Source organism: Xylophilus sp. Leaf220 (genome assembly GCF_001421705.1).
Lineage (GTDB): Bacteria > Pseudomonadota > Gammaproteobacteria > Burkholderiales > Burkholderiaceae_C > Xylophilus.
This window is the reverse complement of record NZ_LMKO01000023.1, coordinates 136,279-159,909: the sequence shown is the minus strand read 5'-3', so window position 1 is coordinate 159,909 and position 23,631 is coordinate 136,279. Positions and strand designations below refer to the sequence as shown.

The window sequence follows — 23,631 nt, the reverse complement described above, 5'->3', positions numbered from 1 at the left end:
GGAGTCTCGCCCCCGTTTTTACGCACCGTTGACGAGACTTGGCGCATCGATTTTTACGCGATGCGCGGGGTGGTCTATGGACGGGTGGGACGTGTTGGCACTGGGCGGAATCGCCCTGTTCTGGGGGCTGGCGGCCGCGATGGCGCACGGCTGCGAAACGCTGCGGCCGCAGCGCGGAGGCCGGCCATGATCGCCACCGCCACCCTCTACGGCGCGGCGGGCTTCGCCGCGCTGGCGCTGCTGGTCTACCTGGTCGTGGCGCTGCTGCGCGCGGAGGACCTGTGAGCGCCGCCGCCTGGGGCCTGCTGGGCCTTTTCCTGGCCGTGCTGCTGGTGCTGGCGCTGCCGCTGGGCCGCGCACTGGCGGGCCTGTGCACCGGCGCGCTGCCGCGCTGGATGCAGGCCGCGGAGACGCCGCTGTGGCGCGTGGCCGGCGTCGATCCGGCCCAGGGCATGGGCTGGAAGCACTACGCCCTGGCGCTGCTCGCCTTCAACACCCTCGGCGCGGTGGCGGTCTATGCGCTGCAGCGGCTGCAGGGCGGGCTGCCGTTCAACCCGCAGGGGCTGGGCGCGGTGTCGGTCGATTCGTCGTTCAACACCGCCGTCAGCTTCGTGGCCAACACCAACTGGCAGGGCTATGCCGGCGAATCCACCATGGGCTACCTGGTGCAGATGCTGGGCCTGGCGGTGCAGAACTTCCTCTCGGCCGCGACGGGCATCGCGGTGGCCTTCGCGCTGATCCGCGGCTTCGCCGGACGCTCGGCCGGCGCGGTCGGCAACTTCTGGGTGGACGTGACCCGCATCACCGGCTGGGTGCTGCTGCCGCTGTCGGTGGTGCTGGCGCTGGTGATGGTGCAGCAGGGCACGATCCAGAACCTCGACGGCTACAAGAGCGTGGAGATGGTCGAATCGGTCGCCTACCAGCAGCCCAGGACGGGCGCCGACGGCCAGCCGGTGGTGGGTGCCGACGGCAAGCCGGTACTGGAGGACGCCACCACCCGGACCCAGACGCTGGCCATGGGCCCGGTCGCCTCGCAGGAGGCGATCAAGATGCTCGGCACCAACGGCGGCGGCTTCTTCAACGCCAACTCGGCGCACCCCTACGAGAACCCGACGGCGCTGACCAACTTCCTGCAGATGCTGGCGATCTTCCTGATCCCGGCGGCGCTGTGCTTCAGCTTCGGCAGCGTGGTGGGCGACCGCCGGCAGGGCTGGGCGGTGCTGGCCACGATGGCGGTGCTGTTCGTAGCCGCGGTGGTCGCGGTGATCGCGGCCGAACATGCCGCCAACCCGCTGCTGACCGCGCTCGGCATGGACGGCGGCGCCGGCAACATGGAGGGCAAGGAGACGCGCTTCGGCATCGACGCGTCGGCGCTCTTCGCGGCCGTCACCACCGCGGCCTCCTGCGGCGCGGTGAACGCGATGCACGACGCCTTCACCCCGCTGGGCGGCATGGTGCCGCTGGTGCTGATGCAGCTGGGCGAGGTGGTCTTCGGCGGCGTGGGCTCGGGTCTCTACGGCATGCTGGTCTTCGCGATCCTGGCGGTGTTCATCGCCGGGCTGATGATCGGCCGCACGCCCGAGTACCTGGGCAAGAAGATCGAGGCCTACGAGATCAAGATGGCCTCGATCGTGATCCTGGTCACGCCCACGCTGGTGCTGGCGGGCACGGCCGTCGCGGTGCTGGTGGCCGCGGGCACGGCGGGCATCGCCAACCCGGGGCCGCACGGCTTCTCGGAGGTGCTGTACGCGCTCACCTCGGCCGCCAACAACAACGGCAGCGCCTTCGCCGGTCTGTCGGCCAACACGCCCTTCTACAACGTGCTGCTGGCGGTCGCCATGTGGCTCGGACGCTTCGCGGTGATCGTGCCGGTGCTGGCGATCGCCGGTGCGCTGGCCGCCAAGCCGCGGCTGCCCGCCAACAGCGGGACCATGCCCACGCACGGCCCGCTGTTCGTGGCGCTGCTGATCGGCACGGTGCTGCTGGTGGGCTTGCTGAACTACGTGCCCGCCCTGGCCCTGGGCCCGGTGGTCGAGCACCTGATGCTGTGGGCCGGCCGCTAAAGCCGCCGCGCCGGAGAAACGACATGAGTACGCAGAAAAAAGAATCCTTTTCCCTGTTCGACCCGGCGCTGCTGCGGCCCGCGCTGCTGCAGGCGCTGGCCAAGCTCGACCCGCGGGTGCAGTGGCGCAACCCGGTGATGTTCGTGGTCTACGTCGGCAGCATCCTGACCACGCTGCTGGCGGTGGAGGCCGCGCGCGGCCACGGCGAGGCGAGCCTCGGTTTCGTCGCCGCGGTGGCGGTGTGGCTGTGGTTCACCGTGCTGTTCGCCAACTTCGCAGAAGCCATGGCCGAGGGCAGGGCCCAGGCCCAGGCCGCGTCGCTGCGCGGCCTGCAGAAGGCCGCCTGGGCCAAGAAGTACAAGGACGCCGGCGCCGCGCCGATGCACGGCAGCACCTGGCTGCCCGAGCAGGCCGAAAACCTGCGCAAGGGCGATCTGGTGCTGGTCGAGGCGGGCGACATGGTGCCGCTCGACGGCGAGGTGGCCGAGGGTGTGGCCTCGGTCGACGAATCGGCCATCACCGGCGAATCGGCCCCGGTGATCCGCGAGGCGGGCGGCGATTTCTCTGCCGTCACCGGCGGCACCCGGGTGCTGTCCGACTGGCTGGTGGTGCGCATCGTCGCCAACCCCGGCGAAGGCTTCATCGACCGGATGATCGGCATGGTCGAGGGCGCCAAGCGCCAGAAGACGCCCAACGAGATCGCGCTCAACATCCTGCTGGTGGCGCTCACCATCGTGTTCCTGGTGGTGACCGCCGCGCTGCTGCCGTACTCCATCTTCAGCGTGCAGGCCGGCCAGTCGGGCCAGGTGGTGACGATCACCGCGCTGATCGCGCTGCTGGTCTGCCTGATCCCGACCACCATCGGCGGGCTGCTGTCGGCCATCGGCGTGGCCGGCATGAGCCGGATGATGCAGGCCAACGTGATCGCGACTTCGGGCCGCGCGGTGGAGGCGGCGGGCGACGTCGACGTGCTGCTGCTCGACAAGACCGGCACCATCACCCACGGCAACCGCCAGGCCTCGGCCTTCGTGGCAGCGCCCGGCCTCACCGAAGCCGCCGTGGCCCGCGCCGCGCTGCTGGCCTCGATGGCCGACGAGACGCCCGAGGGCCGCAGCATCGTGGCACTGGCCAAGCGCATGGGCATCGAGGAGCCGGCCACGGCCAACGCCGTCTTCGTGCCCTTCACCGCCCAGACCCGGATGAGCGGCGCCGACCTGCGGGGCGAGGGCGGCAGCCCGCGGCTGCTGCGCAAGGGCGCGATGGACGCGGTGAAGAAGCATGTGGAGGCGTTGGGCGCCACCGTGCCGCCCGCCGTGCAGCGCGCGGCCGAAGACATCGCCCGCCGCGGCAGCACGCCGCTGGTGGTGGCCGACGGGGCGCAGGTGGTCGGCGTGGTGGAGTTGAAGGACATCGTCAAGTCCGGCATCCGCGAGCGTTTCGCCGAGCTGCGCCGCATGGGCATCAAGACGGTGATGATCACCGGCGACAACAAGCTCACCGCCTCGGCCATCGCGGCCGAGGCCGGGGTGGACGATTTCCTGGCCGAGGCCACGCCCGAGGACAAGCTGGCGCTGATCCGCCGCTACCAGGCCGAAGGCCGGCTGGTGGCGATGACCGGCGACGGCACCAACGACGCGCCGGCGCTCGCCCAGGCCGACGTGGCGGTGGCGATGAACACCGGCACCCAGGCGGCGAAGGAGGCCGGCAACATGGTCGACCTCGACAGCAACCCGACCAAGCTGCTGGAGGTGGTGGAGACCGGCAAGGCGCTGCTGATGACCCGCGGCTCGCTCACCACCTTCTCGATCGCCAACGACGTGGCCAAGTACTTCGCCATCCTGCCGGCGATCTTCGTCACCACCTACCCGCAGCTCTCGGCGCTCAACGTGATGCGGCTGGAGAGCCCCAGCTCGGCGATTCTGTCGGCGGTGATCTTCAACGCGCTGGTGATCGTGTTCCTGATCCCGCTGGCGCTCAAGGGCGTCAAGTACCGCGCCATCGGCGCCGCCGCGCTGCTGCGCCGCAACCTGGCCATCTACGGGCTGGGCGGGCTGCTGGTGCCCTTCGTCGGCATCAAGGCGATCGACCTGCTGCTGGTGGCGCTGCACCTGAGCTGACCCTTCCACACCGATTCCGGAGATTGCGATGAAGACACCCCTCCTGCGCCCCGCGCTCACCCTGTTCGTCCTGCTGTCGGCGCTCACCGGCATCGCCTATCCGCTGGCGGTCACCGGTATCGCGAAGGCGGCGTTTCCCGACCAGGCGGCGGGCAGCCTGGTCGTGCAGGACGGCAAGACCGTCGGCTCCGCGCTGATCGGCCAGCCGTTCTCCGACCCCGGCCACTTCTGGGGCCGGCCGTCGGCCACCGCGCCGATGCCCTACAACGCGGCGGCTTCCGGCGGTGCCAACCAGGGGCCGACCAACCCGGCGCTGGCCGAGGCGGTGCAGGGACGGATCGCGGCCCTGCGCGCCGCCGACCCGGGCAACACCGCGCCGGTGCCGGCCGACCTGGTCACCACCTCGGCCAGCGGGCTCGACCCGCACATCAGCCCCGCGGGCGCCCGCTACCAGGTGGCCCGGGTGGCCGCCGCGCGGCAGGTGCCGGCCGACAAGGTGCAGGCGCTGGTCGATGCGCACACCGAAGAGGCGCACTTCGGCGGCTTCTTCGGCGAGCCGCGGGTCAACGTGCTGCAGCTCAACCTAGCGCTCGACCAGTCGCTACGAAAATAATAGCTAATGGCCGGCGCCGCACGCCGGCTGCAGCCTCTTTTTGCTCCGAAACCCCGGCCGGTGGTAGCCTGCGGCGCACCGCGGCCACCCGATGCCCCTGCCAGACCCGATGCCCCTCCGCCCCGACCCCGATGCGCTGATCGCCCAGATGCGGGACGACGAGGCGCAGGCGCGCCGCGGCCGGCTGCGGGTCTACCTGGGCGCCAACGCCGGCGTGGGCAAGACCTTCGCGATGCTGGGCGCGGCCCAGCAGGCCCTGCGCGAGGGGCAGGACGTGCTGGTCGGCCTGGTCGAGACCCACGGCCGCGCCGAAACCGAGGCGGTGCTGGCCGGCCTGCCGGTGCTGCCGCGCCGCATGCTGGAGTGGCGCGGCCGGGCGCTGGCCGAGTTCGACCTGGACGCGGCGCTGGCACGCCGCCCGGCGGTGCTGCTGCTCGACGAGCTGGCCCATGCCAACGTGCCCGGCGCCCGCCACGCCAAGCGCTGGCAGGACGTGCAGGAGCTGGTGGCCGCCGGCATCGAGGTCTGGACGGCGCTCAACGTGCAGCACCTGGAGAGCCTCAACGGCACGGTCGGCGCCATCACCGGCGTGCGGGTCCACGAGACGGTGCCCGACACGGTGCTCGATGCCGCCGACGAGGTGGTGCTGATCGACGTCACCCCTGACGAGCTGCTGGCCCGCCTGGCCGCCGGCAAGGTCTACCTGCCGCAGCAGGCCGAGCGCGCGGCCCACAACTTCTTCCGCAAGGGCAACCTGATCGCCCTGCGCGAGCTGGCATTGCGCCGCACGGCCGAGCATGTAGAGGACGACGTGCGCAGCTACCGGGTCGAGTCGGGCACCGGCGCGGGCGCGGCGGCGGCGGGCACGGGTGTGGCGCAGGACGCGTGGAACACCTCGGGCGCGATCCTCGCCTGCGTCGGCCACCGGGAGGGCGCCGAGCACACGGTGCGCACCGCCGCGCGCCTGGCCGGCCAGCTCAACGTGCAGTGGCACGCGGCCTATGTCGAGACGCCGCGCCTGGCGCGCCTGCCCGCCGCCGCGCGCGACCGGGTGCTGGCGGTGCTGCAGCTGGCCCAGGGCCTGGGCGCCGAGACCGCGGTGCTGGCCGCCACCGACGCGGCCGAGGCGCTGGTGGGCCTGGCCCGCCAGCGCAACTGCGCGATGCTGGTGCTGGGCCGCCCGGGCACCCGCACCGGCCGCTGGACGGCGCCGCTCTGGCGCTGGCTGCCGCCGGCCTTGGCCGACGGCACGCTGGGCCGCGTCGGCAGCCTGCGGCAGCGCATCGCCGAGCAGGCGCCCGCGCTGGACCTGCTGGAAGCCGCGCCCGCCACCAGCAGCCGCAGCCTGCGCACGCCGCAGCTCGGCGCGGGGCCCGGTGCCGAAGCGGGCGGCGACGCGGTCGTGGCCGACGACGCGCGCTCCGCCGCCGCGGCGCGCGACGTGTTTCCGGCCACCTGGCAGGGCTATGCCTGGGCGACGGCCGGCGGCGCGGCGGTGACCCTGGGCGCGCTGCCGCTGTCGGGCGCGCTGGAAGTCGCCAACATCGTCATGCTGTACCTGCTGGGCGTGCTGGCCATCGCGATGCGCTTCGGCCGCGGGCCGGCGGCGTTCGCTGCACTGCTCAACGTGGTGCTGTTCGATTTCTTCTTCGTCAACCCGCGCTTCTCGTTCTCGGTCAGCGACATGCAGTACGTGCTGACCTTCGGCGTGATGCTGGTGGTGGGCCTGACCGCCGGCCAGCTGACCGCCGGACTGCGCTACCAGGCGCGCATCGCCTCGGCGCGCGAGGCGCGGGCCCACGCGCTCTTCGCGCTCACCCGCGACCTGTCGGCCGCACTGCAGACCGAGCAGGTGGCGGCCCTCGGCGTGGCCGCGCTGCGCCAGACCCTGGGCGGCGACGCCTGCGTGCTGCTGCCCGACGGGGACGACCGGCTGGTGCTGCCCGCCGATGCGCCCGCCGGCCTCGACGCGAGCGTGGCCGACTGGACCCTGCGCAACGGCCAGAGCGCGGGCCTGGCCACCGCCACCCTGGCCGCGCACGCCTGGCACTACGCGCCGCTGCAGGCCCCCATGCGGGTGCGCGGCGTGCTGGCCGTGCGGCCCGCCCATCCGCGCTGGCTGCTGATCCCCGAGCAGGCCCAGCAGCTGCAGACCCTGGCCCGCCAGATAGCGATCGCGCTGGAGCGGGTGCACTACGTCGAGGTGGCGCAGCAGGCGGTCGTCGAGATGGAGTCCGAGCGGCTGCGCAACGCGCTGCTGGCCGCGCTCTCGCACGACGTGCGCACCCCGCTCACCGCGCTGATCGGTTTGGCCGAGACGCTGCGCGCCTCGCAGCCGCCGCTGTCGCCGGCGCAGGCCGGGATGGCCGATGCGATGGTCCGGCAGGCCCAGGCGCTGCATGCGCTGGTGCACAACCTGCTCGACATGGCACGGCTGCAGAGCGGCGGGGTGCACCTGCGCAGCGAATGGCAATCGGCCGAGGAGGTGGCCGGTACCGCGATCCGCGCCGCCGCGGCCGCGCTCGGCGGCCAGCCGGTGCAGGCCCGGTTCCCGGCCGACCTGCCGCTGGTCGAGTTCGACGCGGTGCTGCTCGAGCGGGTGCTGGTCAACCTGCTGGAGAACGCCGCCCGCTACGGCGCGCCGCCGATCGTGCTGTCGGCCGAAGCCACCGCCGATGCGCTGCGGCTGTCGGTGCGCGACCACGGGCCCGGCCTGCCCGCCGCGGTGCGCGGCCGCGAGGCGACGCTGTTCGACAAGTTCACCCGGGGCGCGCCCGAATCGGCCACGCCCGGCATCGGCCTGGGCCTGGCGATCGCCCGCGCCATCGTCGAGGCGCACCGCGGCCGGATCGCCGCGGCCGATGCGCCCGGCGGCGGCGCGGAATTCACCGTGACCCTGCCGCGCCGGCCACCGCCCCCGGTGGCCGAGCCGGCCGATGCCGGCGACACTGCCGATGCACCCGCGCCGGCGCCCGCCGCGCCGGACGCGCCCCCCTGACACCGACACCGACACCGCCCCGCCATGCCCGCACCCACCGCCGTCGTCATCGAGGACGAACCACAGATCCGCCGCTTCGTCCGCGCCGCGCTGGAGGGCGAGGGCTGGCAGGTGTTCGAGGCCGACACCGCCCGCCGCGGCCTGGCCGACGCCGGCACCCGCAAGCCCGACCTGCTGGTGCTCGACCTGGGCCTGCCCGACGGCGACGGGCTCGACCTGATCCGCGACGTGCGCGGCTGGTCGGCCGTGCCGATCATCGTGCTCTCGGCCCGGGTGGACGAGGCCGACAAGATCGCCGCGCTGGATGCCGGCGCCGACGACTATCTCACCAAGCCCTTCGGCACCGGCGAGCTGCTGGCCCGGGTGCGCGCCAACCTGCGCCGGCCCCGCGCCACCGGCGGCGGGGCGGAGGAGAGCCAGGTGTTCCGCTTCGGCCCGGTCGAGGTGGACCGCCAGGCGCGCATCGTGCGCCGCGCCGGCGCCGAGGTGCACCTGACGCCGATCGAGTACCGCCTGCTGCTGCAGCTGGTCGCCCAGCCGGGGAGGGTGCTGACCCACCGGCAGCTGCTGCGGGAGGTGTGGGGGCCGTCGCATGCCGACCAGAGCCACTACCTGCGCATCTATATGGGCCATCTGCGCGTAAAGCTGGAGGCCGACCCCGCGCAGCCCCGGCACCTGTTGACCGAGACCGGCGTGGGGTACCGGCTGGTGGTCGATTGAGCGAGGCCCGCGAGGGCCGCGCCGGTATTCGGTGAGCGTTGACTGAATGTTTTCGCACGCGAGTCGTTGCCGGCCCTCATAATCCGCGCCGCCTTGCCGTGCGCCCGGGCGACCGCGCGGGCCGGCCGCGATGCCCTGGCAGGTGCAGTGCTGCCGCCGTCCCGAAACCCTTTCAGTCGATCGCGCGTGAACGTCTCTTCCGAAAAGCTGCTGCTCGCCTTCTCCGGCAGGCCCGTCGTCCACGGTGGCGCCGCTCCCCGGCCCCTGCAATTCAAGTACCGCAAGACCGTGGCGCTGCTCGGCTACCTGGCAAGCCAGCCCCGGCGCGAGGTGCGGCGCGAGCAGCTGGCCGACCTGCTCTGGCCGGGGCTGGACATGCCGGCCGGGCGGGCCAACCTCCGCGTGGTGCTGTCCGACCTGCTGGCGCAGTGGCGGCTGCTCGGCCTGCCCGAGGCGATCCAGGTGCACCGCGAGTGGATCGCCTTCCAGCCGGTGGCCGGATTGGGCACCGATGCCGAACTGCTGGCGCCGCAGCGTCCGCGCGACATGCCGTCGGCGGGCCCGCTCGCGGTCTGGGTGGACCTGCTGCCGTCCGAGCCCGACGCCTGGCTGGCCGGCGCCGAGGAAGGCACGTCCGAAGCGTTCGTCGCCTGGCTGGACGCGCAGCGGCTGCGGATGGATGCGGCGCGCGCCGCATGGGCCGCAGAGGCCAGCCCGCCGGCCGCGCCCCAGGAGATCGAGCCGATTCTGTCCGTACCGCTGCCCGCCACCGAGACGGCCGCGATCACCCTGCTGCGGGTGCAACTGCCCGACGTGGCCGCCAGCGACCGCCAGCCGAGCGCGCCCGCGCTCTCGCCGCTGATGGCGGCAGTTGCGTTCACGGCGCAGCGGTTCGACGGCGTGGTGCTGGATGTCGACGATGCCGGCTGCACCCTGGGTTTCGGCATCGACAGCCGCCACACCGGCCAGCGTTGGCAGGCCTTGCGCTGTGCCGCGGGGCTTGCGGCGGCGATGCCCGCCGGCCAGCAGTTGAGCGCCGGTGCCACCCACGGCTGGCTGCTGGTGGAGCGCGCGCCCGCGCCGCACGCCGTCGGCTGGCGGATGCGCCTGGTCGAGCGGCTGGCCCAGCGGGCCGAGCCCGGCGAACTGGTCTGCGACGAAAGCATGGCCGATGTGGCGCCGGACTTCGGCTGCCTGCCGCTCGGACCGCAGCGCTTCCGCGGCCTGGGCCGGGAGTTCACGCTGTTCGGCTGCCGGCTGGACGAGGCCGTCACCACCTTGCCGCCCGGGGGCGATTTCGCGGGCAGCAGCTTCTTCGGCCGCGAAGCGCTGGTGCAGTCGATCCTGGCCGACCTGCGCGCGCCGGCCGGCGGCGGCATCCACCGCTACTGCCTCGCGGGCGAAGCCGGCGTCGGCAAGACGCGCACCGCCTGGGAATGCGCGCGGCGCTGGCAGGCGCAGGGTGCGCCGTTGGTCTGGATGAGCGGCTTGCCCGAAGGCGCCGCCGTTCCGTGGCGATCGCTGCACGATCTGGTCGCGGGTCTGCTGGGCGGCGGCGCGGGCGCCGCGGAGCGCCTGGCGCGCATCGCAGGCGCCGATCTCCCGACGCCCGCGCGCGAGGCGCTGCTGGCGTTCCTGGACACGCGCAACGTGGGCCGCCGGCAGCGGGCCGACCTGGCCGAGGGCCTGTTGCATTTGCTGCACGGCCGGGGGTCGCAGCCCGCGCTCTTCGTGGTGGACGACGTGCAGTGGCTCGATCCGGCCACCACCGAATTCCTGCTGCCGCTGGCCGCCTCTGCCTCGCAGGTGCCGCTGCGCTGGCTGCTCACCCACCGCAGCGGAGAAGCGCAGCCGCTGCCCCTCGGAGGATTGCGGACGCTGGCGCTGGCGCCGCTCGACGATGCCGCCGCGCAGGCCATCGTCCAGAGCCTGCCCGATGCGGCCAGCCTGAGCCCCCAGGCCCTGCGCAGCCGGATCGCCAATGCGCGGGGGTTGCCGCTCTACCTGCTGGCCGGATCGCTGCAACCCGACAGCGCCAGCCACTTCAACGAATTCTGCCGCGCACTGCTCAACCGGCTGGGGCCGCTGCGGGAAGGCATGGAGGCGGCCGCGGTGCTGGGCATGCTGTTCTCGCTGGACGACCTGGCCCACATCTGCGGACAGGAGCTGGCGGAACGCGCCTTCGCCCGGGCGCTGGAGACCGGCCTGATCCTCTCGCGCGGTCGGGGCCAGGCGGCCTTCTTCCATGCGCGGTTGCGCGAGCATCTGCTGTCGATCACGCCGGCCGAACTGCTGCGACAGCATGCGCGCGCCGCGGCGGCCCGCACCGCCGGGCAGGGCCTGCACGCCCGGGCCGCGGCCTTGTGGGAGCAGGGCGGCCAGCCGGACGCCGCCGCGGCGGCATGGTTGCAGGCCGCCCGGCACGCCTTCGCCGAAGACGATATCTGCGCCGCCTGCGACAGCTACGCCCGGCTGGCGGCACTCGGCTATCTGCCCGGCGTGGCCGGCATCGAGGCGCGCATCCTCCATGCCCGTGCCCTGATCGCGCGCCACGGCTACGGCTCGGGCGAGGCCCACGCCCTGATGGTCGAACTGGGCCGCATGGCCCTGCCGCCGATGCTCGACCCGGTGATCCGGTTCGACCTGCAGATGCTGGCCTACCTGGGGTCGAGTTCGCAAGGCGAGGCCGACGGGCTGGACTACGCCCGCCGGCTGGAGGCGTCGGCGCACAGCCCGGTGCAGCGTTTCGCGGCCGCCTGGGCCAACGGCAACACGCTCTTCTGGCTGGGTCGGTTCGCGGAAGCGCGGGTGTGCCTGGAGGCCAACCTGGCATTGGCGGACGAGTTGGACCTGTCGGAGCGGATGGCGCACTTCTCGTCAGACCTGGTGGTGTTCGCCCGGGCCGAACTGGCCTGGCTGCTGTGGTTCGTCGGCGAGACGGCGGCGGCCGAGGCGATGGTCGACGCGGCGGTGCGGACCGCCCACGCTTCGGCCACCCGGCAGGACCTGTGCATCGCCCAGTGCTTCCGGGCGCTGATGGCCTGGTGCCGCCGGGACCAGGCCACCCTGGCCGCGGCCGCGGAGAGCGCCTGGCTGCTGGCCGACGCAGAAGGCCTGCAATTCTGGTGCGGCGTGTCCGGCATGCTGGTGGTGCTGGCCCAGGCCCACGCGGGAATGCCGGTGGATTTCGAGGCGGTGGCCGCTGGCATGGCGGCGATGCAGTCGGGCTACCGCGCCGCGGCCACCACCGAGGCGTGGTTCGTCATCGACGCGCTGGTGGCTTGCGGCCGCCACGCCGATGCTCTGGCGATGGTCGAGCAGGCCCTGGCGGCCATCGACCTGAGCGAGCACCGGTACTGCCGCATGGAACTGTGGCGCCTCAAGAGCGTCGCCCTGGCTGCACTGGGCCGCGCCGGGGAATCCGCGCAGGCCCTGGACCGGGCCGTGGCGGCGGGGGCCGCCGTCGGCGCCCGGGGCTGGCTGCAGCAGTGGGGGCTGTCGCCCTGAGCCCCGCGACGGGCCTGCGAGGGCCGGTCGGCTGCAATTTCGCGGGCAGTAATGCACCAAAAAGCCTGACGTGTCGCTGAAGACTTACGAATTGCAACGTCTCTAACGGTCCACTAACGGCGCGTTCGTAGGATTCGGCCTTTTCCCGCTGTCGGGAATCCGGATCAACCGCTTGCAGAGGGCTCGCATGTCAGCACATCCCACACCCCGTCGCGTCGGCCGTGCCGCCCGTCCGGGCACCTTCACGCGCATCCAGAGGGGCTTCACCCTGGTGGAAATGGCCATCGTCCTGGCCGTCATCGGGCTGATCATCGGCGCCATCGCCATCGGCAAGGATGTCCAGCGCAACGCCGAATACACCAAGATCAAGAACAAGTTCATCGACCAGTGGGAGCAGGCGTACAACGCGTATTACCAGCGGGCCGGCGTGGTTCTGGGCGATTCGCAGACCGCGCCGCGGCTGATGGTGAACGGCGCGAACTATGCGGTGGCGGCCGGCGCATCCATTTCCGGTGGAAACATGACGGCCGTCGCTGCACCCAATGCGATCTGCCACGGTGCCGCAGGCCCCGCCATGACCCGGGCCGTGCAGGGCGGCGCCGCAGGTGCCGCCAACGCTTTCGATCTGCGTCTCCTGATGAACCAGGCCGGCGTTCGCATGCCGCCAGGGCGTGCGGAGGGTTCCGAGGATCGCTACGTGTACCTCGACACCAACGGCAATCCCCAGGAAATCCAGGTGTGTTTCCAGTGGAACGCCCCGGGCACCGCGGCCAATTCCGGCAACGTGATGGTCATCACCGGCCTTACGCCCGACTTGGCGCGCATGCTGGACCAGATGGTCGACGGCAAGCCCGATGCGCAGGAGGGACGGTTCCGCCAGCAGGGCGTGGCCAACGGCGTGGCGAATACCGCAGGCGTCGAGTGGGCCGCGAACAACACGTTCGAGGACGGTGCCGCGGCACCGGGTGCGAACGTGGCGGGACGCACGCAGGACGAAGACCAGGTGATTCGCCTGGTCGCCATCTACAAGATGAACCAGTGATGCGCTGCGCTGCGGAAGGAGAATCCATGCAAGCCCATACCCTCGCCCGCCGCATCCAGCGCGGCTTCACGCTGGTCGAGATGGCCATCGTGCTGGCCGTGATCGGCCTGATCATCGGTGCCATCGCCATCGCCAAGGATGTCCAGCGCAATGCCGAGTACCAGAAGATCGCCAACAAATTCGCTTACCAGTGGAAAGCGGTCTACGACCAGTACTACCAGCGCAACGGCGTGGTGATTGGCGACTGCCAGCAGGCTCCCACCTACATGGTCAACGGGTCGGAGACCAGCTTCGCTGGTGGCGCTGTGACGGTGTGCAACCGTGCGGGCGGCTCGGCGGTCGCCGGCATTCCCGAGAATTTCGGCAACACCGGTCTGAAGATCTGCAACGGCCAAGGCTATGCCGCAGCCCAGGTCGGAGACGGCGACAAAGCGCTGTCCGGCCAGAACCTGCGCGCCCTGATCAGCCGCGTCGGCGTGCGCATGCCGCCGGGCCGCGGCGAAGGCCAGGAAGACCGCTACCTCTACCAGGACACCAACGGCAACGCGACCGAGCTGCAGGTCTGTTTCCAGTGGAACCCGCCGGGCACCGCCAGCGGCGCCGGCAACGTGATGGTGGTGCGCGGCCTGACGCCCGACCTGGCCCGCTTCATGGACCAGATCATCGACGGCAAGCCCGACTCCCGCGAAGGCCGTTTCCGCATCCAGGGCCGCGGCGCGCACGCCGGTGCGGTGGACGCCAACGCACCCGGCACCGCCTGGGAAGCCAACAACACCATCTCGAGCGCGATCCAGACGAACGATACCGCGACCGGCGCCGCCGCGCCCGGTGCCGCCACCGCCACCGGACGCCAGTACGACGAAGACCGCGTGGTGCTGCTGACGGCCCACTGGATCATGGAAGAGTAGGGCGTGGCGACGTCGATGCGCGCGGCCCGCCTGGTCGCCCTGGGCTGTGCCACCGTGCTGCTGGCCGCGGGCGTCTGGGTGGCACGCGACGGGCTGCAGCAACTGGCGGCCGAGCGCCGCGAGGCGGCCTTCGTCGCGGCCCGGGTGAGCGCGTTGCGCGAGGCCATGCCCGAGGTGCTGAAGCGCGAGGAATACGCCCGCCTGGCCGTCCAGGCCCAGCAGGCCGCCAGCCGGCTGGGTTTCGATCCCGAAGGCTGGGCCGAGCGCCGCATCAACCGCAACGCGGGCCCGGTCGCCCGGTCCGAGGCGGCCGAGCTGCTGCGGCAGATCGGTGCCGGCGGCGGCGAGCGCTTCTTCTCGGCCGAGAGCTTCGAGCTGGCGGTGCTGTCGCGCGAGGCCGGCCTCTTCACCCCGCCCGCCGCCGACGACAAGGGATTCGTGCTCGCGGTCAACGGCACGCTGCATTTCCCGCTGGCGTACAAGCCATGAGCACCGACAACATTCTCCTCGTCACCCGCGACGGGTGGCGGCAACTGCGCGGCGGCGTGCTGACCGACGCCGTGGCGTTCCCGGTGCTTGACGCGCCGGCGATCGTCGTCACGGATTTCGACGAGGCGCCGATGGGCAGCTACCGCTTCGACGGCGGCAAGCCGGCCTATGCCGCCGCGCTGATCGAGAAGCGCGCCCGTGCCGAAGGCCTGACCGACGGTGCCGCCCATGTGGTGGTGCACCGGGTCCAGGCCTTGCGCAAGGGCCTGCAGACCTTCCACACGGTGGTGCCGCTCGAGACCTGGCAGCGCATGCTGCAGTGGTCGTCGCAGCAGCGCGACCATTGCATCGTCCTGCCGCTGGGCGCCCTGCTCGCGGCCAGGGTGGGCAGCGGCCATGCGCGCATCGTGCGGTCCGGCCGCACCCTGCATTTCTTCGGCCAGTCCAAGGCGGGCCTGCACTATCTCAGCGCCAACGCGCTGGGTCGCAGCGACGACGACCTGCAGGCGGCCGTGCGCGTGCTGGTGGGCATTGCCCGCCCCGAGATCGCCAAGGGCATCGAACGTCCGCTGGAGTGGGCCAGCCTGCTCGCCGCCGATGCCGCGCAGGACGCACGGCTCGCCGAGCAGTGGACCTCGCTGGCCGACGTGCCCGCCGAACCGCTCGCGGCCACCTCCTTCGGCCCCGACGCCTCCACGCTGCCGGCCCTGGTCGACCGGGCGGGTGCGCGGGCGGCGGTGAACCCGCCGGTGGCGCGCCTGGCCTGGTGGAGCGAGCGGCTCGTCGCCGGCGTGGCCACCGTCACCGGCATCCTCGCGCTCGGCCTGGGGGTGCTCGGCTTCTACGTGCAGGGAGAGGCCCGGGCCGAACGCGCGAGCACGGCCGAGAGCCGCCGCGAAGCCGCGGCGCTCGAAGCGCGCGTCGCCGCGGTCAACGCCGCCGAAATACCCCAGGGTTTCGCCCCGGTGGCCGACCTGGCCCGCAAGCTGGGCGACGGCGCCCGCTACGACCCGGTGCCGATGCTGGCCCTGCTGCGCGACGCGGCCGGCCCGGGCATCCGCATCCAGCGGCTGCGCCTCGACAACGGCGTGACGGGCAGCACCGAGCGCGGCTTCCAGGTCGACGGTGTGAGCGAAGGCGGCGGGGTGGGCGCCATCGGCCGGCTGCTGTCCAGCCTGCGCGCGGCCGGCTGGACGGCCGTGCCGGTCAATGCGCTCGACGCGGCGCCCGGCGCCTTCTCGTACCGCCTGGTCGCGGCTCCCGCTGCGCGCAGCTGAAGAAATGACACATCCATGAAGTACGCAGCGCTCACGCTCAATGCCCTGGCCGTCGCGCTGCTGGGCTGGGGCCTCGTCGGCGTCTACACCTTGCTGAACCAGCGGGCGCCGCAGGCACGGGTCCCCCTGGTCGAGCTCAAGGCACTGCCCGCCCGTGCCGTGACCGACCGGCAGCAGGTCGCGGTGACGCTGGACGCCATCGGCCGGATCAACGACCGCATGCGCACGCTGGCGCCGGTCGCCGAACGTCCGCTGGTCGCGTTGCCGGCGCTGGGCACGCCCGGTGCCGTTGGGCCGACGATGCCGCTGCGCACCGTCACGATGCTGGTGCAGCAGGGCAACGAATTCGTCGCCGTGATCGACGACCAGCTGGTGCGCCAGGGCGCGCGCCTGGCCGGTGGCGGCCGGGTCGTGAAGATCGAGCGCGACCAGGTCGTGGTCCGCGAGGCCAGCGGCCGGCAGACCCTCTCGGTGCCGGTCGATCGGCTGCGCGTGGGCACGCTGCGCTCCCTGGGCGCGCCCGACGCCACCACGGCGCGCCAGCAGTTCGATGCGCCGTCGCCACTGCGGGGAGACGCGCCATGAACAGGGGAATTCTGGTGGGTGCGGCGGTCGGCGTGGTCGCGCTGGCGCTGGGCGCCGTATTGCTGATGCGGAGCGAATCCGCGGCCGACGCCGGTCGGCCGGCGCCTTCGGCGCCTGTGGTGTCGGCCCCCGCCACCGTGCCGGCCATGCCCGCGCCGGGCGCGGGTGCCGCTTCCGGCACGGTGACGGGTCGCGCAGGTTCCGATCTGCCGGCCGCACCCTGGAATGCGCCGGGCGGCGAACGTCCCTCGACCGGCATGCCGGCGACGCCGCCCGTGGCCGTCGGGCGCCCGGGCGCACCGACCCTGGAAGAGATCCAGAGCCGCCTGCAGGCGCTCGCGACGTCGGGACAGCCCAGCGTCCGCGAAGTCGATGCGGTGCTGGCCGATCTGCAGAAGAACCAGGGCAGCGACGTGGTGGCGGGCGTGAACCTTCAGGCGGTTCGCGACAACCTCGCGCGGACCGAGCGCATCCAGCAATTGGCCAAAGAGATGCAGACCCTGGCCGCGGCGCCGACCGCCGAAACGCCGGCCCAGCTCCAGACCCGGTTGGCCGAGATGCAACGCCTGCAGGCAAGCATGGCGACGAACGTGGTGCCGGCGGCCGGAGCGGCCCGGTGACGGCCACGGGCGGCAGGCGCGGCGCGCACCGGCCGAGCGGTTTCTCGCTCGTCGAGCTCAGCGTCGTCCTGGTGGTTCTGGGACTGCTGGGCTGGGCCGTCGCCGGCAGCTACGACAACACCGGCGCGCTGCGCGACCGCGACCGCGCCACCCAGTCGGCCGAGAGCCTGCGCGAGGCGCTGCGGGCCTTCGCGCTGCGCAACGGCCGGCTTCCGTGCCCCGACAGCAGCGGCACCGGCTGGGAAGGCGATGCCGCGGGCGTGTGCACCCCCGGCACCGAAGGCGGCTGGCTGCCCTACCGCAGCCTGGGGCTGGACGTGCCGGCCGACGCATGGCACGCCGCCTACGGCGTCTACCGCAACAGCGCGGCTGCCGGCGGCGACGCCGACCTGGCGGTCGCGACCGAGCGCACCGGCGATGCCGCCGGCACGCCGGGCTACCGCAACGCACGGGACCTGATGGCAGGCCTGGTGATCGCCGGCAACCAGGCGGTTTCGCCGGCCCACGCGCGGCTGACCGGCAACGACGGTACCGACGGCTCGGTCGACTGCGCCGCCAATGTGCGGTCGCACCCGGCCTTCTTCGTCGTCGTGCCGCTCGAAGACCGCAGCGACGACGGCAACCGCTTCGATGCGCCGCACGCCGTCGGCACCGCCTGCGCCTCCACCCCCGGCACCGCCATGACCGCCGTCCGCGACGACGTCGTGGCCGCCGAATCGCTCGCGGCCCTCACCGGGTGGCTCGGCGCGCGCGCGCCCTAGACCAGATATGGAAACCGACATGCTCTTCCTCGCTTCGCCGCACCGCCGTCGCTCCGGCCGCGCCTCGCTGGCCCTCGCCGCCGCCGCGATCCTGGCCGGCTGCACCAGCGGCCCGCCGCCCCGCAGCCTGCAGAGCCTGCCGCCGACCGACTACCAGACGGCCGACAAGCTGCGCGAGCAGATGGTGGCCGAATCGCAGAAGCTGATGGCCCACCAGTTCGCGCTGAACCAGCAGCTGCGACAGACCGCCCTCGCGCCCGAGATCGCACCGGTCGCGCCCAAGTTCGACCCGCTCGAAGGCAAGGTCATCACGGTGGCGATGTCGCGGGCGTCGATCAGCCAGGTCCTGGCCGCCTTCGCCGACAGCGCCCGGATCAACCTGATCGTCGACCCGGCGGTGGTGCGCACCGGCCAGCTGTCGGACATGTACCTGCGGGAGGTCTCGCTGCGCGAGGCCTTCAACGAAGTGCTGCGCTCCTACAACGTATCGGGCGAGATCCAGGGCAACACGCTGCGCGTCACGCTCAACGAGGAGAAGTTCTTCTCGCTCGATTTCCTCAACAGCAACACCGCGCTGGACCTGTCCTCCGGCGGCAACGTGTTCGGCAACTCGACGGGCGGCTCCGGCGGCGGTGGCGGCAGTTCCAACGCCCTGCGCGGCAACCTGTCGATCAGCGGCAGCGGCGGCTCCAAGTCCGACCCCTACCAGGAAATCGAGAACAACCTGAAGGTCATCCTGGGCGACGACGCGCGGCGGGGTGCCGCACAGTCGACGGTACAAACCACAGCGCCGGTCGTCGTCGCGCCGGGCGGCGTCGCCGCCGTTCCGGCCGCGGCGCCCTTCAGTGCGGACCTGGCCGAAGGCACGGGCCTGGATTCCGGCTACAGCGTCAACCGCATGACCGGCACGCTCTACGTGAAGGCCCGACCCGCCAAGATGCGCGCGGTGGAGAAGATGCTCACCAAGGTGCAGGGCATGCTCCGCCAGCAGGTCTATATCGAGGCGCAGCTGATCGACGTGCAGCTCTCCGACAGCTACGAATTCGGCGTCGACTGGAGCATCCTGCGCGGCCGCCTGGCCGCGGGCTTCGGGACCTCGCCGATCTCGCTCTCCGAGATCGCGGCGGGCATACCCAACACCGGCGCGGCGCTGGCCCGTACGGTGACGCTGCCCTCGGCCCTGATCGGCAGCCTGGCCGGCCCGGCGCTCGGCGTGGGCTACCAGGGCAGCACGTCGAGCGTGGTGCTGAACGCGCTGCGCTCCTTCGGCAACCTCAAGGTGCTTTCCAACCCCAACGTGCAGGTGCGCAACGGCACGCCGGCCCTGCTGTCGGTGGGCAGCAGCATCCGCTACGTGTCGCGCTCGTCCTCGACGCAGATCGTGCCCGGCGGCGGTGCCAGCACCACCACCTCGGACGTGCAGACCGATTCGGTGTTCTCTGGCGTGATGGTGGGCGTGCTGCCCTTCATGCGCGACGACGGCCGCATCGAGCTGATGATCAACCCGATGCAGAGCGAGGTGGACGCCGCCAGCCTGGCGCTGGTGCAGGTCAACTCCACCAACCGGGTGACGCTGCCGGTGGTGAACTACAAAGGGCTGACGACCACCCTCAACGTGGGCGACGGCGACGTGGTGGTGGTGGGTGGCCTGATCGACCAGCGCACCACCAATCGCGACCGGGGCGCGCCGGGCGTCTCCGACGTGCCGCTCTTCGGCAAGCTGGTGGGCAACCAGGCCGACACCCACGCCAGCCGCGAACTGGTGATCGTGATGCGGGTACGCAAGCTATGAGCCTCATCCACCAGGCCCTGCGGGACATGGACCCCCCGCTGGCGACCGGCGCTGCCGCGCTGGCACCGCGCGTCTTTGCCGCGCCGCGGCGCAACGGCCGCGGCCGGGGCCCGCTGCTGGCCGTCGTGGCGGCGCTGGCGCTGGCCGGTGCGGGCTACGCGGCCTGGCAGTCGCTGCGGGGCGGTCCGCAACTCGGCGCGATCGGCATGCCCGCCGCCGTGGCGGCGCCCGCACCGATGATGGCGACCGCGGCAGCGGCCACCTTGCCGGCCGCCGCGGTCGCTGTTCCTACGGTAGGCGAAACGGCGCGCACGTCCGATACCGCCGTGCCTGCAACAGCGGCAGCCCCGCTTGCCACCGCCGTACAGCCCGCCGCGCCGGTGGCGCCGGCTTCGACTGCGCCCGCTGCGATGGCCGCGCCGGTGCGGCTGGCCGATGCGGCGCTGGTGCCGCGTACCGATCCCGTCGCACGCCCACCGGCGCTGCGCCCGCGCGCAGCCGCGCCTGCAGCCGCCCCCGCACGGGCGCCCGCGTCCGTGCCGGCCGTCCGGCCGGTCGCAGCGACAGCGGCGATTCCGGTCGAGAAGCGCTTCGGTCTCTTCCTGCAGACCATGCGCGACAACGACCTGCCCGCGGCCGAGCAGCACCTGATGGCGCTGCGCCAGGACCTTCCCCGCAGCAGCGTGTCGTTGCTGCGGGCCGAGGGCTGGTACGCCATGGCCCGGGGCGACACCGACGGTGCGGCCCGCCACTACCAGGACATCCTGGAGCGGTTGCCGGGCGACGAGGAGGCCAGCATCAACCTGGCCGGCATCGAATCCCGGCGCCAGCGCACAGAGGTCGCGCGCCAGATCCTGGCCGACGGCGTGCGGGCGCATCCCGAATCGGAGAGCCTGAAGTCCGCCCTGGCCGGCTTCCGGGCGAAGCCCTGATGTCGCTCGCCGCTCTCCATGCCCGGCTGGGATTGACGCGCAATCCGTTCCCGCCCACCCCCGACGCGAGCGCGTACTTCTTCACCGAGGACCTGCAGGAGCAGTTCGCCGAAGTGCTGCACTGCATCCAGGCGCGCAAGGGCTTCGTGCTGCTGACCGGCGAAGTGGGCCTGGGCAAGAGCACCTTCGTGCGGCGCCTGCTCGACACGCTGCCGCCGGACGAGGTGCGCTCGGCGCTGGTGTTCAACACCTTTCTGCAGCGCGAGGCGCTGCTGTCGGCGATCCTGCGCGATTTCGGGCTGGAGCCGACCGACGACATGGACGAGGCGCTGGCGCGGCTCAACCGTTTCCTGCTGGCCGAACACCGCGCCGGCAGGACCTGCCTGCTGGTGATCGACGATGCGCAGAACCTGCAGCCGGCCTCGCTGGAGCTGGTGCGCCTGCTGTGCAACCTGGAGACCGGCCAGGAAAAGCTGCTGCAGATCGTGCTGGCGGGCCAGCCCGAACTGGAGACACTGCTCGACGGCCAGGACCTGCGCCAGTTGAAGAGCCGCGTCGTGAAGCATGCGCGTCTCGTGGGCCTGGAGGTCGACCAAGTGGTGCGCTACTTCGAGATGCGGGTGTCCGCGGCGGGCGCGTCCGGCCGCATCGCGCTGCAGCCGCGGGCGGCGCGGCTGCTGCACCGTGCCACGCAGGGCAACCTGCGCCGCATCCACCTGGTGCTGGACCGTTGCATGTACGGCCTGGCCTCGCACGGTGGCGGCACCATCGACGGTGCGTTGCTCCGGGCGGCGCTGGACGACGTGGCGGTCGGCGCTCCGTCGGCACGCGGGCGTCCCGGCTGGCGCGCCGCGCTGGCGATGGGCGGGCTGGGGTTGATGGCCCTGGGCGTGGGCGCGGCCTATGTGTGGCCGACGGCGAAGTTGCCGGCGGCGCGGCAGGCGGCGGTCGCGCAGGTTGCGCCGGTCGGTGGTGCGGTCGCCGAGCCCGGGCCCGACGGCGCGGCCGTGGCCTCGTCGGCGGCGGCGCAGCCCGCCGACGTTCCGCCAGCGGCCGCAGCCGCGGCGCCTGCTGTCGCGGCTGCGGCGTCGGCGCAGGCGGTGCCGGCGGCGTCGGGCGCAGCGGGTGCCGAGCAGCGCTGCCTGGCGACCGTCGCCGCCGAGCCGGGCGACCGGCCGATGGTCGGGCGGGCGCTGCCGGCCGCCGCGGTGCCGCGCCTGCGGTCCGCCGCCGGGCTGTGCCTCTTCGAGCGGGGTACGCAGCACTGGGCACTGTGGCGCGACACGCTCGACAAGGCGGCCTTCGGCACCACCGCCGCATCCCCTGCCAGCCTGGCCTTGCAGAAGGCGCTGGTGCAGCAGGGGGTGCTGGAACCGGGCCAGGTCGACGGCTTCTACGGCCCGCAGACGGTGACCGCGTTGGCCGTGTTTCAGACCGCGCTGGGACTGCCCGCGACGCCGGTGCCGGATGAATTGACCTACATGCTTCTGGAGAAGATGAATGCAGCCCCCGCTCCCGGCGCCCGCCATGAATGACGGCCTGCTGTCGGCCGACCCCGGCGCGGCGTTGCTGATCGGCGAGCAGTTGATCGCCGACGGCGTGGTGACGCCGGTGGTGGTCGAGTACGCGCTGCACAAGCAGAAGATCGAGAACGTGCCGCTGGGCCGGCTGCTGATGGAGCTGGGCTTCGCCAGCGGCAAGGACATCGCCCGCTACCTGTCGCGCCAACGCGGCATACCTTTCGTGGAGGTGGCAGACCTGGCGGCGCCCGATCCGGACGTGGCCGGTGCCTTCAACCGCAACGTCTGCCTCACCCATGCCTTCCTGCCGCTGCGCCGCGAAGGTGCGGTGGTGGAGGTGGTGCTGGGAGACGCCGATCCCCGTACCGTGGCCGACGTGGTCGACCGCCGCATCGGCATGGGCGTGCGCTTCCTGCAGGGCGAGTTCGACAAGGTGGCGCGCGCCACCCAGCAGCACTACTACTTCGCCGACAACCCCGCCGACAAGCTGATCGCGAGCGAGGTGCGCCGGCTCGAGGCCGACGTCGACCGCGCCTACAGCCCCGCGCGGCTGCTCGACTACGTGCTGCACCTGGGCGTGCGAGAGCGCGCCACCGACATTCACATCGCGCCCACCGGCCGCAGCAGCACCGTGCTGATGCGGATCGACGGGGTGATGCGGCCGATGTTCGCGCTATCGCGCGCGCTCGACCGGCTGGTGAGCTTCGTCAAGCTGCAGGCCGAGATGGACGCGAGCGAGCAGCGGCTGCCGCAGGACGGCAGCTTCACCGCCACCGTGCTGGAGGCCGCCTACACCGTGCGTGTCTCCACGCTGATCTCGGAGCAGGGCGAGCGCATGGTGATGCGCCTGCTGCCCGAGCGCGGCGACCTCGACAAGCTGGAGGACCTGGGCTTCCTGGCCGAGGACGTGCAGCGCATGACCAAGGTCTTCGCCCGGCCGCACGGACTGATCCTGATCACCGGCCCCACCGGTTCGGGCAAGAGCACTACCCTGCATGCCGCGCTGCGGATGCAGCCGGTGGTCGAGCGCAACGTGGTCACGGTGGAGGACCCGGTCGAGTACCGGGTGCCGGTGGCCTGCCAGACCGAGGTGAACCGGCGCGCCGGCTACGACTTCGCCACCGCGATGCGCCACTTCCTGCGGCACGACCCCGACATCATCCTGGTCGGCGAGATCCGCGACGGCGAGACGGCGCGCGCCGCGCTCGACGCGTCCTCCACCGGCCACCTGGTGCTGTCCACGCTGCACGTCGGCGGCATCTTCGGCGTGGTGCCGCGGCTCAAGCTGCTGGGCGTCGATGCCGACACCATCGCCGAGAACCTGGTGGCGGTGATCAACCAGCGGCTGGTGCGGCGCATCTGCCCGGACTGCCGTACGGAGCGCGAGGCCACCGAGGACGAACGGCGCTGGCTGGGCGACGCCACGACGCACCTGTTCCACGGCGTGGGCTGCAGGCACTGCCGCGGCACCGGCTTCCTCGGCCGTCTGCCGGTCTACGAAATGATGATCGTGCAGCGCGACCTGGCCGATGCGATCGCCGCCGACGAGCCGCGCGGCGCGCTGCGCGAGATCGCCGAGCGCGGCGGCCTGCGGCCGATCCTCGAACTCTCGCGGCGCCGCGTGCTGGCCGGCGAGACGACGGTCGACGAGATCGAACGCGCCGTCGGCAGCTACTGAGCGGCAGGC

The 23,631-nt window shown here is 72.5% G+C and carries 18 protein-coding genes; all 18 read left to right on the top strand.

The features are described 5' to 3' along the window. The first annotated feature begins 186 nt into the window (after positions 1–186). The 18 genes from ASE76_RS20705 to ASE76_RS14520 all read left to right on the top strand — a co-directional run bounded on the left by ASE76_RS20705 (position 187) and on the right by ASE76_RS14520 (position 23,622). Entirely contained in the window at positions 187–285 is a 99-nt protein-coding gene (locus tag ASE76_RS20705; protein ID WP_110464888.1) for a potassium-transporting ATPase subunit F, read from the top strand. Further along, positions 282–2,063, top strand: a complete 1,782-nt coding sequence (kdpA, locus tag ASE76_RS14600) for a potassium-transporting ATPase subunit KdpA (protein ID WP_055840844.1) — start codon at positions 282–284, stop codon at positions 2,061–2,063. The genes ASE76_RS20705 and kdpA overlap by 4 nt, the downstream gene beginning before the upstream one ends. Before the next feature lie 23 nt (positions 2,064–2,086). Beyond that, positions 2,087–4,180 (top strand): potassium-transporting ATPase subunit KdpB, encoded by a 2,094-nt coding sequence (gene kdpB / locus ASE76_RS14595; protein ID WP_055840843.1) that lies wholly within the window; start codon positions 2,087–2,089, stop codon positions 4,178–4,180. A gap of 28 nt (positions 4,181–4,208) precedes the next feature. Beyond that, on the top strand, positions 4,209–4,793 hold the full coding sequence (gene kdpC / locus ASE76_RS14590) for a potassium-transporting ATPase subunit KdpC (RefSeq protein ID WP_055840839.1): 585 nt from the start codon (positions 4,209–4,211) through the stop codon (positions 4,791–4,793). Positions 4,794–4,902: 109 nt separating this feature from the next. Further along, positions 4,903–7,791, top strand: coding sequence for a DUF4118 domain-containing protein (locus ASE76_RS14585; RefSeq protein ID WP_156362793.1), 2,889 nt, complete (start codon positions 4,903–4,905; stop codon positions 7,789–7,791). Positions 7,792–7,815: 24 nt separating this feature from the next. Further along, the gene (kdpE, locus tag ASE76_RS14580; RefSeq protein ID WP_055840833.1) at positions 7,816–8,511 is read left to right on the top strand and encodes a two-component system response regulator KdpE; all 696 of its coding nucleotides are present in this window, start codon (positions 7,816–7,818) and stop codon (positions 8,509–8,511) included. A gap of 186 nt (positions 8,512–8,697) precedes the next feature. After that, positions 8,698–12,018 (top strand): AAA family ATPase, encoded by a 3,321-nt coding sequence (locus ASE76_RS14575; RefSeq protein ID WP_055840831.1) that lies wholly within the window; start codon positions 8,698–8,700, stop codon positions 12,016–12,018. A gap of 187 nt (positions 12,019–12,205) precedes the next feature. Continuing rightward, positions 12,206–13,060: a prepilin-type N-terminal cleavage/methylation domain-containing protein gene (locus ASE76_RS14570; protein WP_055840828.1), complete on the top strand. Its 855-nt coding sequence runs from the start codon at positions 12,206–12,208 to the stop codon at positions 13,058–13,060. A 26-nt stretch (positions 13,061–13,086) separates the two neighbouring features. After that, positions 13,087–13,968, top strand: a complete 882-nt coding sequence (locus ASE76_RS14565; protein WP_082448564.1) for a prepilin-type N-terminal cleavage/methylation domain-containing protein — start codon at positions 13,087–13,089, stop codon at positions 13,966–13,968. Positions 13,969–13,971: 3 nt separating this feature from the next. Beyond that, positions 13,972–14,457: a hypothetical protein gene (locus ASE76_RS14560; protein ID WP_156362791.1), complete on the top strand. Its 486-nt coding sequence runs from the start codon at positions 13,972–13,974 to the stop codon at positions 14,455–14,457. Next, positions 14,454–15,734: a hypothetical protein gene (locus ASE76_RS14555; RefSeq protein ID WP_055840818.1), complete on the top strand. Its 1,281-nt coding sequence runs from the start codon at positions 14,454–14,456 to the stop codon at positions 15,732–15,734. Before ASE76_RS14560 ends, ASE76_RS14555 begins: the two co-directional genes overlap by 4 nt. Positions 15,735–15,749: 15 nt before the next feature. Next, positions 15,750–16,319, top strand: a complete 570-nt coding sequence (locus ASE76_RS14550; protein ID WP_055840816.1) for a hypothetical protein — start codon at positions 15,750–15,752, stop codon at positions 16,317–16,319. A gap of 14 nt (positions 16,320–16,333) precedes the next feature. Continuing rightward, positions 16,334–16,939, top strand: a complete 606-nt coding sequence (locus tag ASE76_RS20890; protein WP_055840813.1) for a hypothetical protein — start codon at positions 16,334–16,336, stop codon at positions 16,937–16,939. Continuing rightward, positions 16,936–17,700, top strand: a complete 765-nt coding sequence (locus ASE76_RS20885; protein ID WP_055840810.1) for a prepilin-type N-terminal cleavage/methylation domain-containing protein — start codon at positions 16,936–16,938, stop codon at positions 17,698–17,700. The genes ASE76_RS20890 and ASE76_RS20885 overlap by 4 nt, the downstream gene beginning before the upstream one ends. 19 nt (positions 17,701–17,719) lie before the next feature. Next, positions 17,720–19,492: a pilus (MSHA type) biogenesis protein MshL gene (gene mshL, locus ASE76_RS14535; protein ID WP_055841411.1), complete on the top strand. Its 1,773-nt coding sequence runs from the start codon at positions 17,720–17,722 to the stop codon at positions 19,490–19,492. Next, on the top strand, positions 19,489–20,424 hold the full coding sequence (locus tag ASE76_RS14530) for a lipopolysaccharide assembly protein LapB (RefSeq protein ID WP_055840807.1): 936 nt from the start codon (positions 19,489–19,491) through the stop codon (positions 20,422–20,424). The genes mshL and ASE76_RS14530 overlap by 4 nt, the downstream gene beginning before the upstream one ends. After that, the gene (locus ASE76_RS14525; protein WP_055840803.1) at positions 20,424–21,959 is read left to right on the top strand and encodes an ExeA family protein; all 1,536 of its coding nucleotides are present in this window, start codon (positions 20,424–20,426) and stop codon (positions 21,957–21,959) included. The genes ASE76_RS14530 and ASE76_RS14525 overlap by 1 nt, the downstream gene beginning before the upstream one ends. Beyond that, entirely contained in the window at positions 21,952–23,622 is a 1,671-nt protein-coding gene (locus tag ASE76_RS14520) for a GspE/PulE family protein (RefSeq protein ID WP_236698465.1), read from the top strand. The genes ASE76_RS14525 and ASE76_RS14520 overlap by 8 nt, the downstream gene beginning before the upstream one ends. The last annotated feature ends 9 nt before the right edge of the window (positions 23,623–23,631 follow it).

Excerpts from the sequence above, each read along its gene's own strand:
- ASE76_RS14585 (WP_156362793.1), top strand. The coding sequence starts at position 4,903 with ATGCCCCTCCGCCCCGACCCCGATGCGCTGATCGCCCAGATGCGGGAC.
- ASE76_RS20705 (WP_110464888.1), top strand. The coding sequence starts at position 187 with ATGATCGCCACCGCCACCCTCTACGGCGCGGCGGGCTTCGCCGCGCTG.
- ASE76_RS14550 (WP_055840816.1), top strand. The coding sequence starts at position 15,750 with ATGAAGTACGCAGCGCTCACGCTCAATGCCCTGGCCGTCGCGCTGCTG.
- kdpB (WP_055840843.1), top strand. The coding sequence starts at position 2,087 with ATGAGTACGCAGAAAAAAGAATCCTTTTCCCTGTTCGACCCGGCGCTG.
- ASE76_RS14530 (WP_055840807.1), top strand. The coding sequence starts at position 19,489 with ATGAGCCTCATCCACCAGGCCCTGCGGGACATGGACCCCCCGCTGGCG.
- mshL (WP_055841411.1), top strand. The coding sequence starts at position 17,720 with ATGCTCTTCCTCGCTTCGCCGCACCGCCGTCGCTCCGGCCGCGCCTCG.
- ASE76_RS14565 (WP_082448564.1), top strand. The coding sequence starts at position 13,087 with ATGCAAGCCCATACCCTCGCCCGCCGCATCCAGCGCGGCTTCACGCTG.
- kdpC (WP_055840839.1), top strand. The coding sequence starts at position 4,209 with ATGAAGACACCCCTCCTGCGCCCCGCGCTCACCCTGTTCGTCCTGCTG.
- ASE76_RS14525 (WP_055840803.1), top strand. The coding sequence starts at position 20,424 with ATGTCGCTCGCCGCTCTCCATGCCCGGCTGGGATTGACGCGCAATCCG.
- kdpE (WP_055840833.1), top strand. The coding sequence starts at position 7,816 with ATGCCCGCACCCACCGCCGTCGTCATCGAGGACGAACCACAGATCCGC.
- ASE76_RS14520 (WP_236698465.1), top strand. The coding sequence starts at position 21,952 with ATGAATGACGGCCTGCTGTCGGCCGACCCCGGCGCGGCGTTGCTGATC.
- ASE76_RS14555 (WP_055840818.1), top strand. The coding sequence starts at position 14,454 with ATGAGCACCGACAACATTCTCCTCGTCACCCGCGACGGGTGGCGGCAA.
- ASE76_RS14570 (WP_055840828.1), top strand. The coding sequence starts at position 12,206 with ATGTCAGCACATCCCACACCCCGTCGCGTCGGCCGTGCCGCCCGTCCG.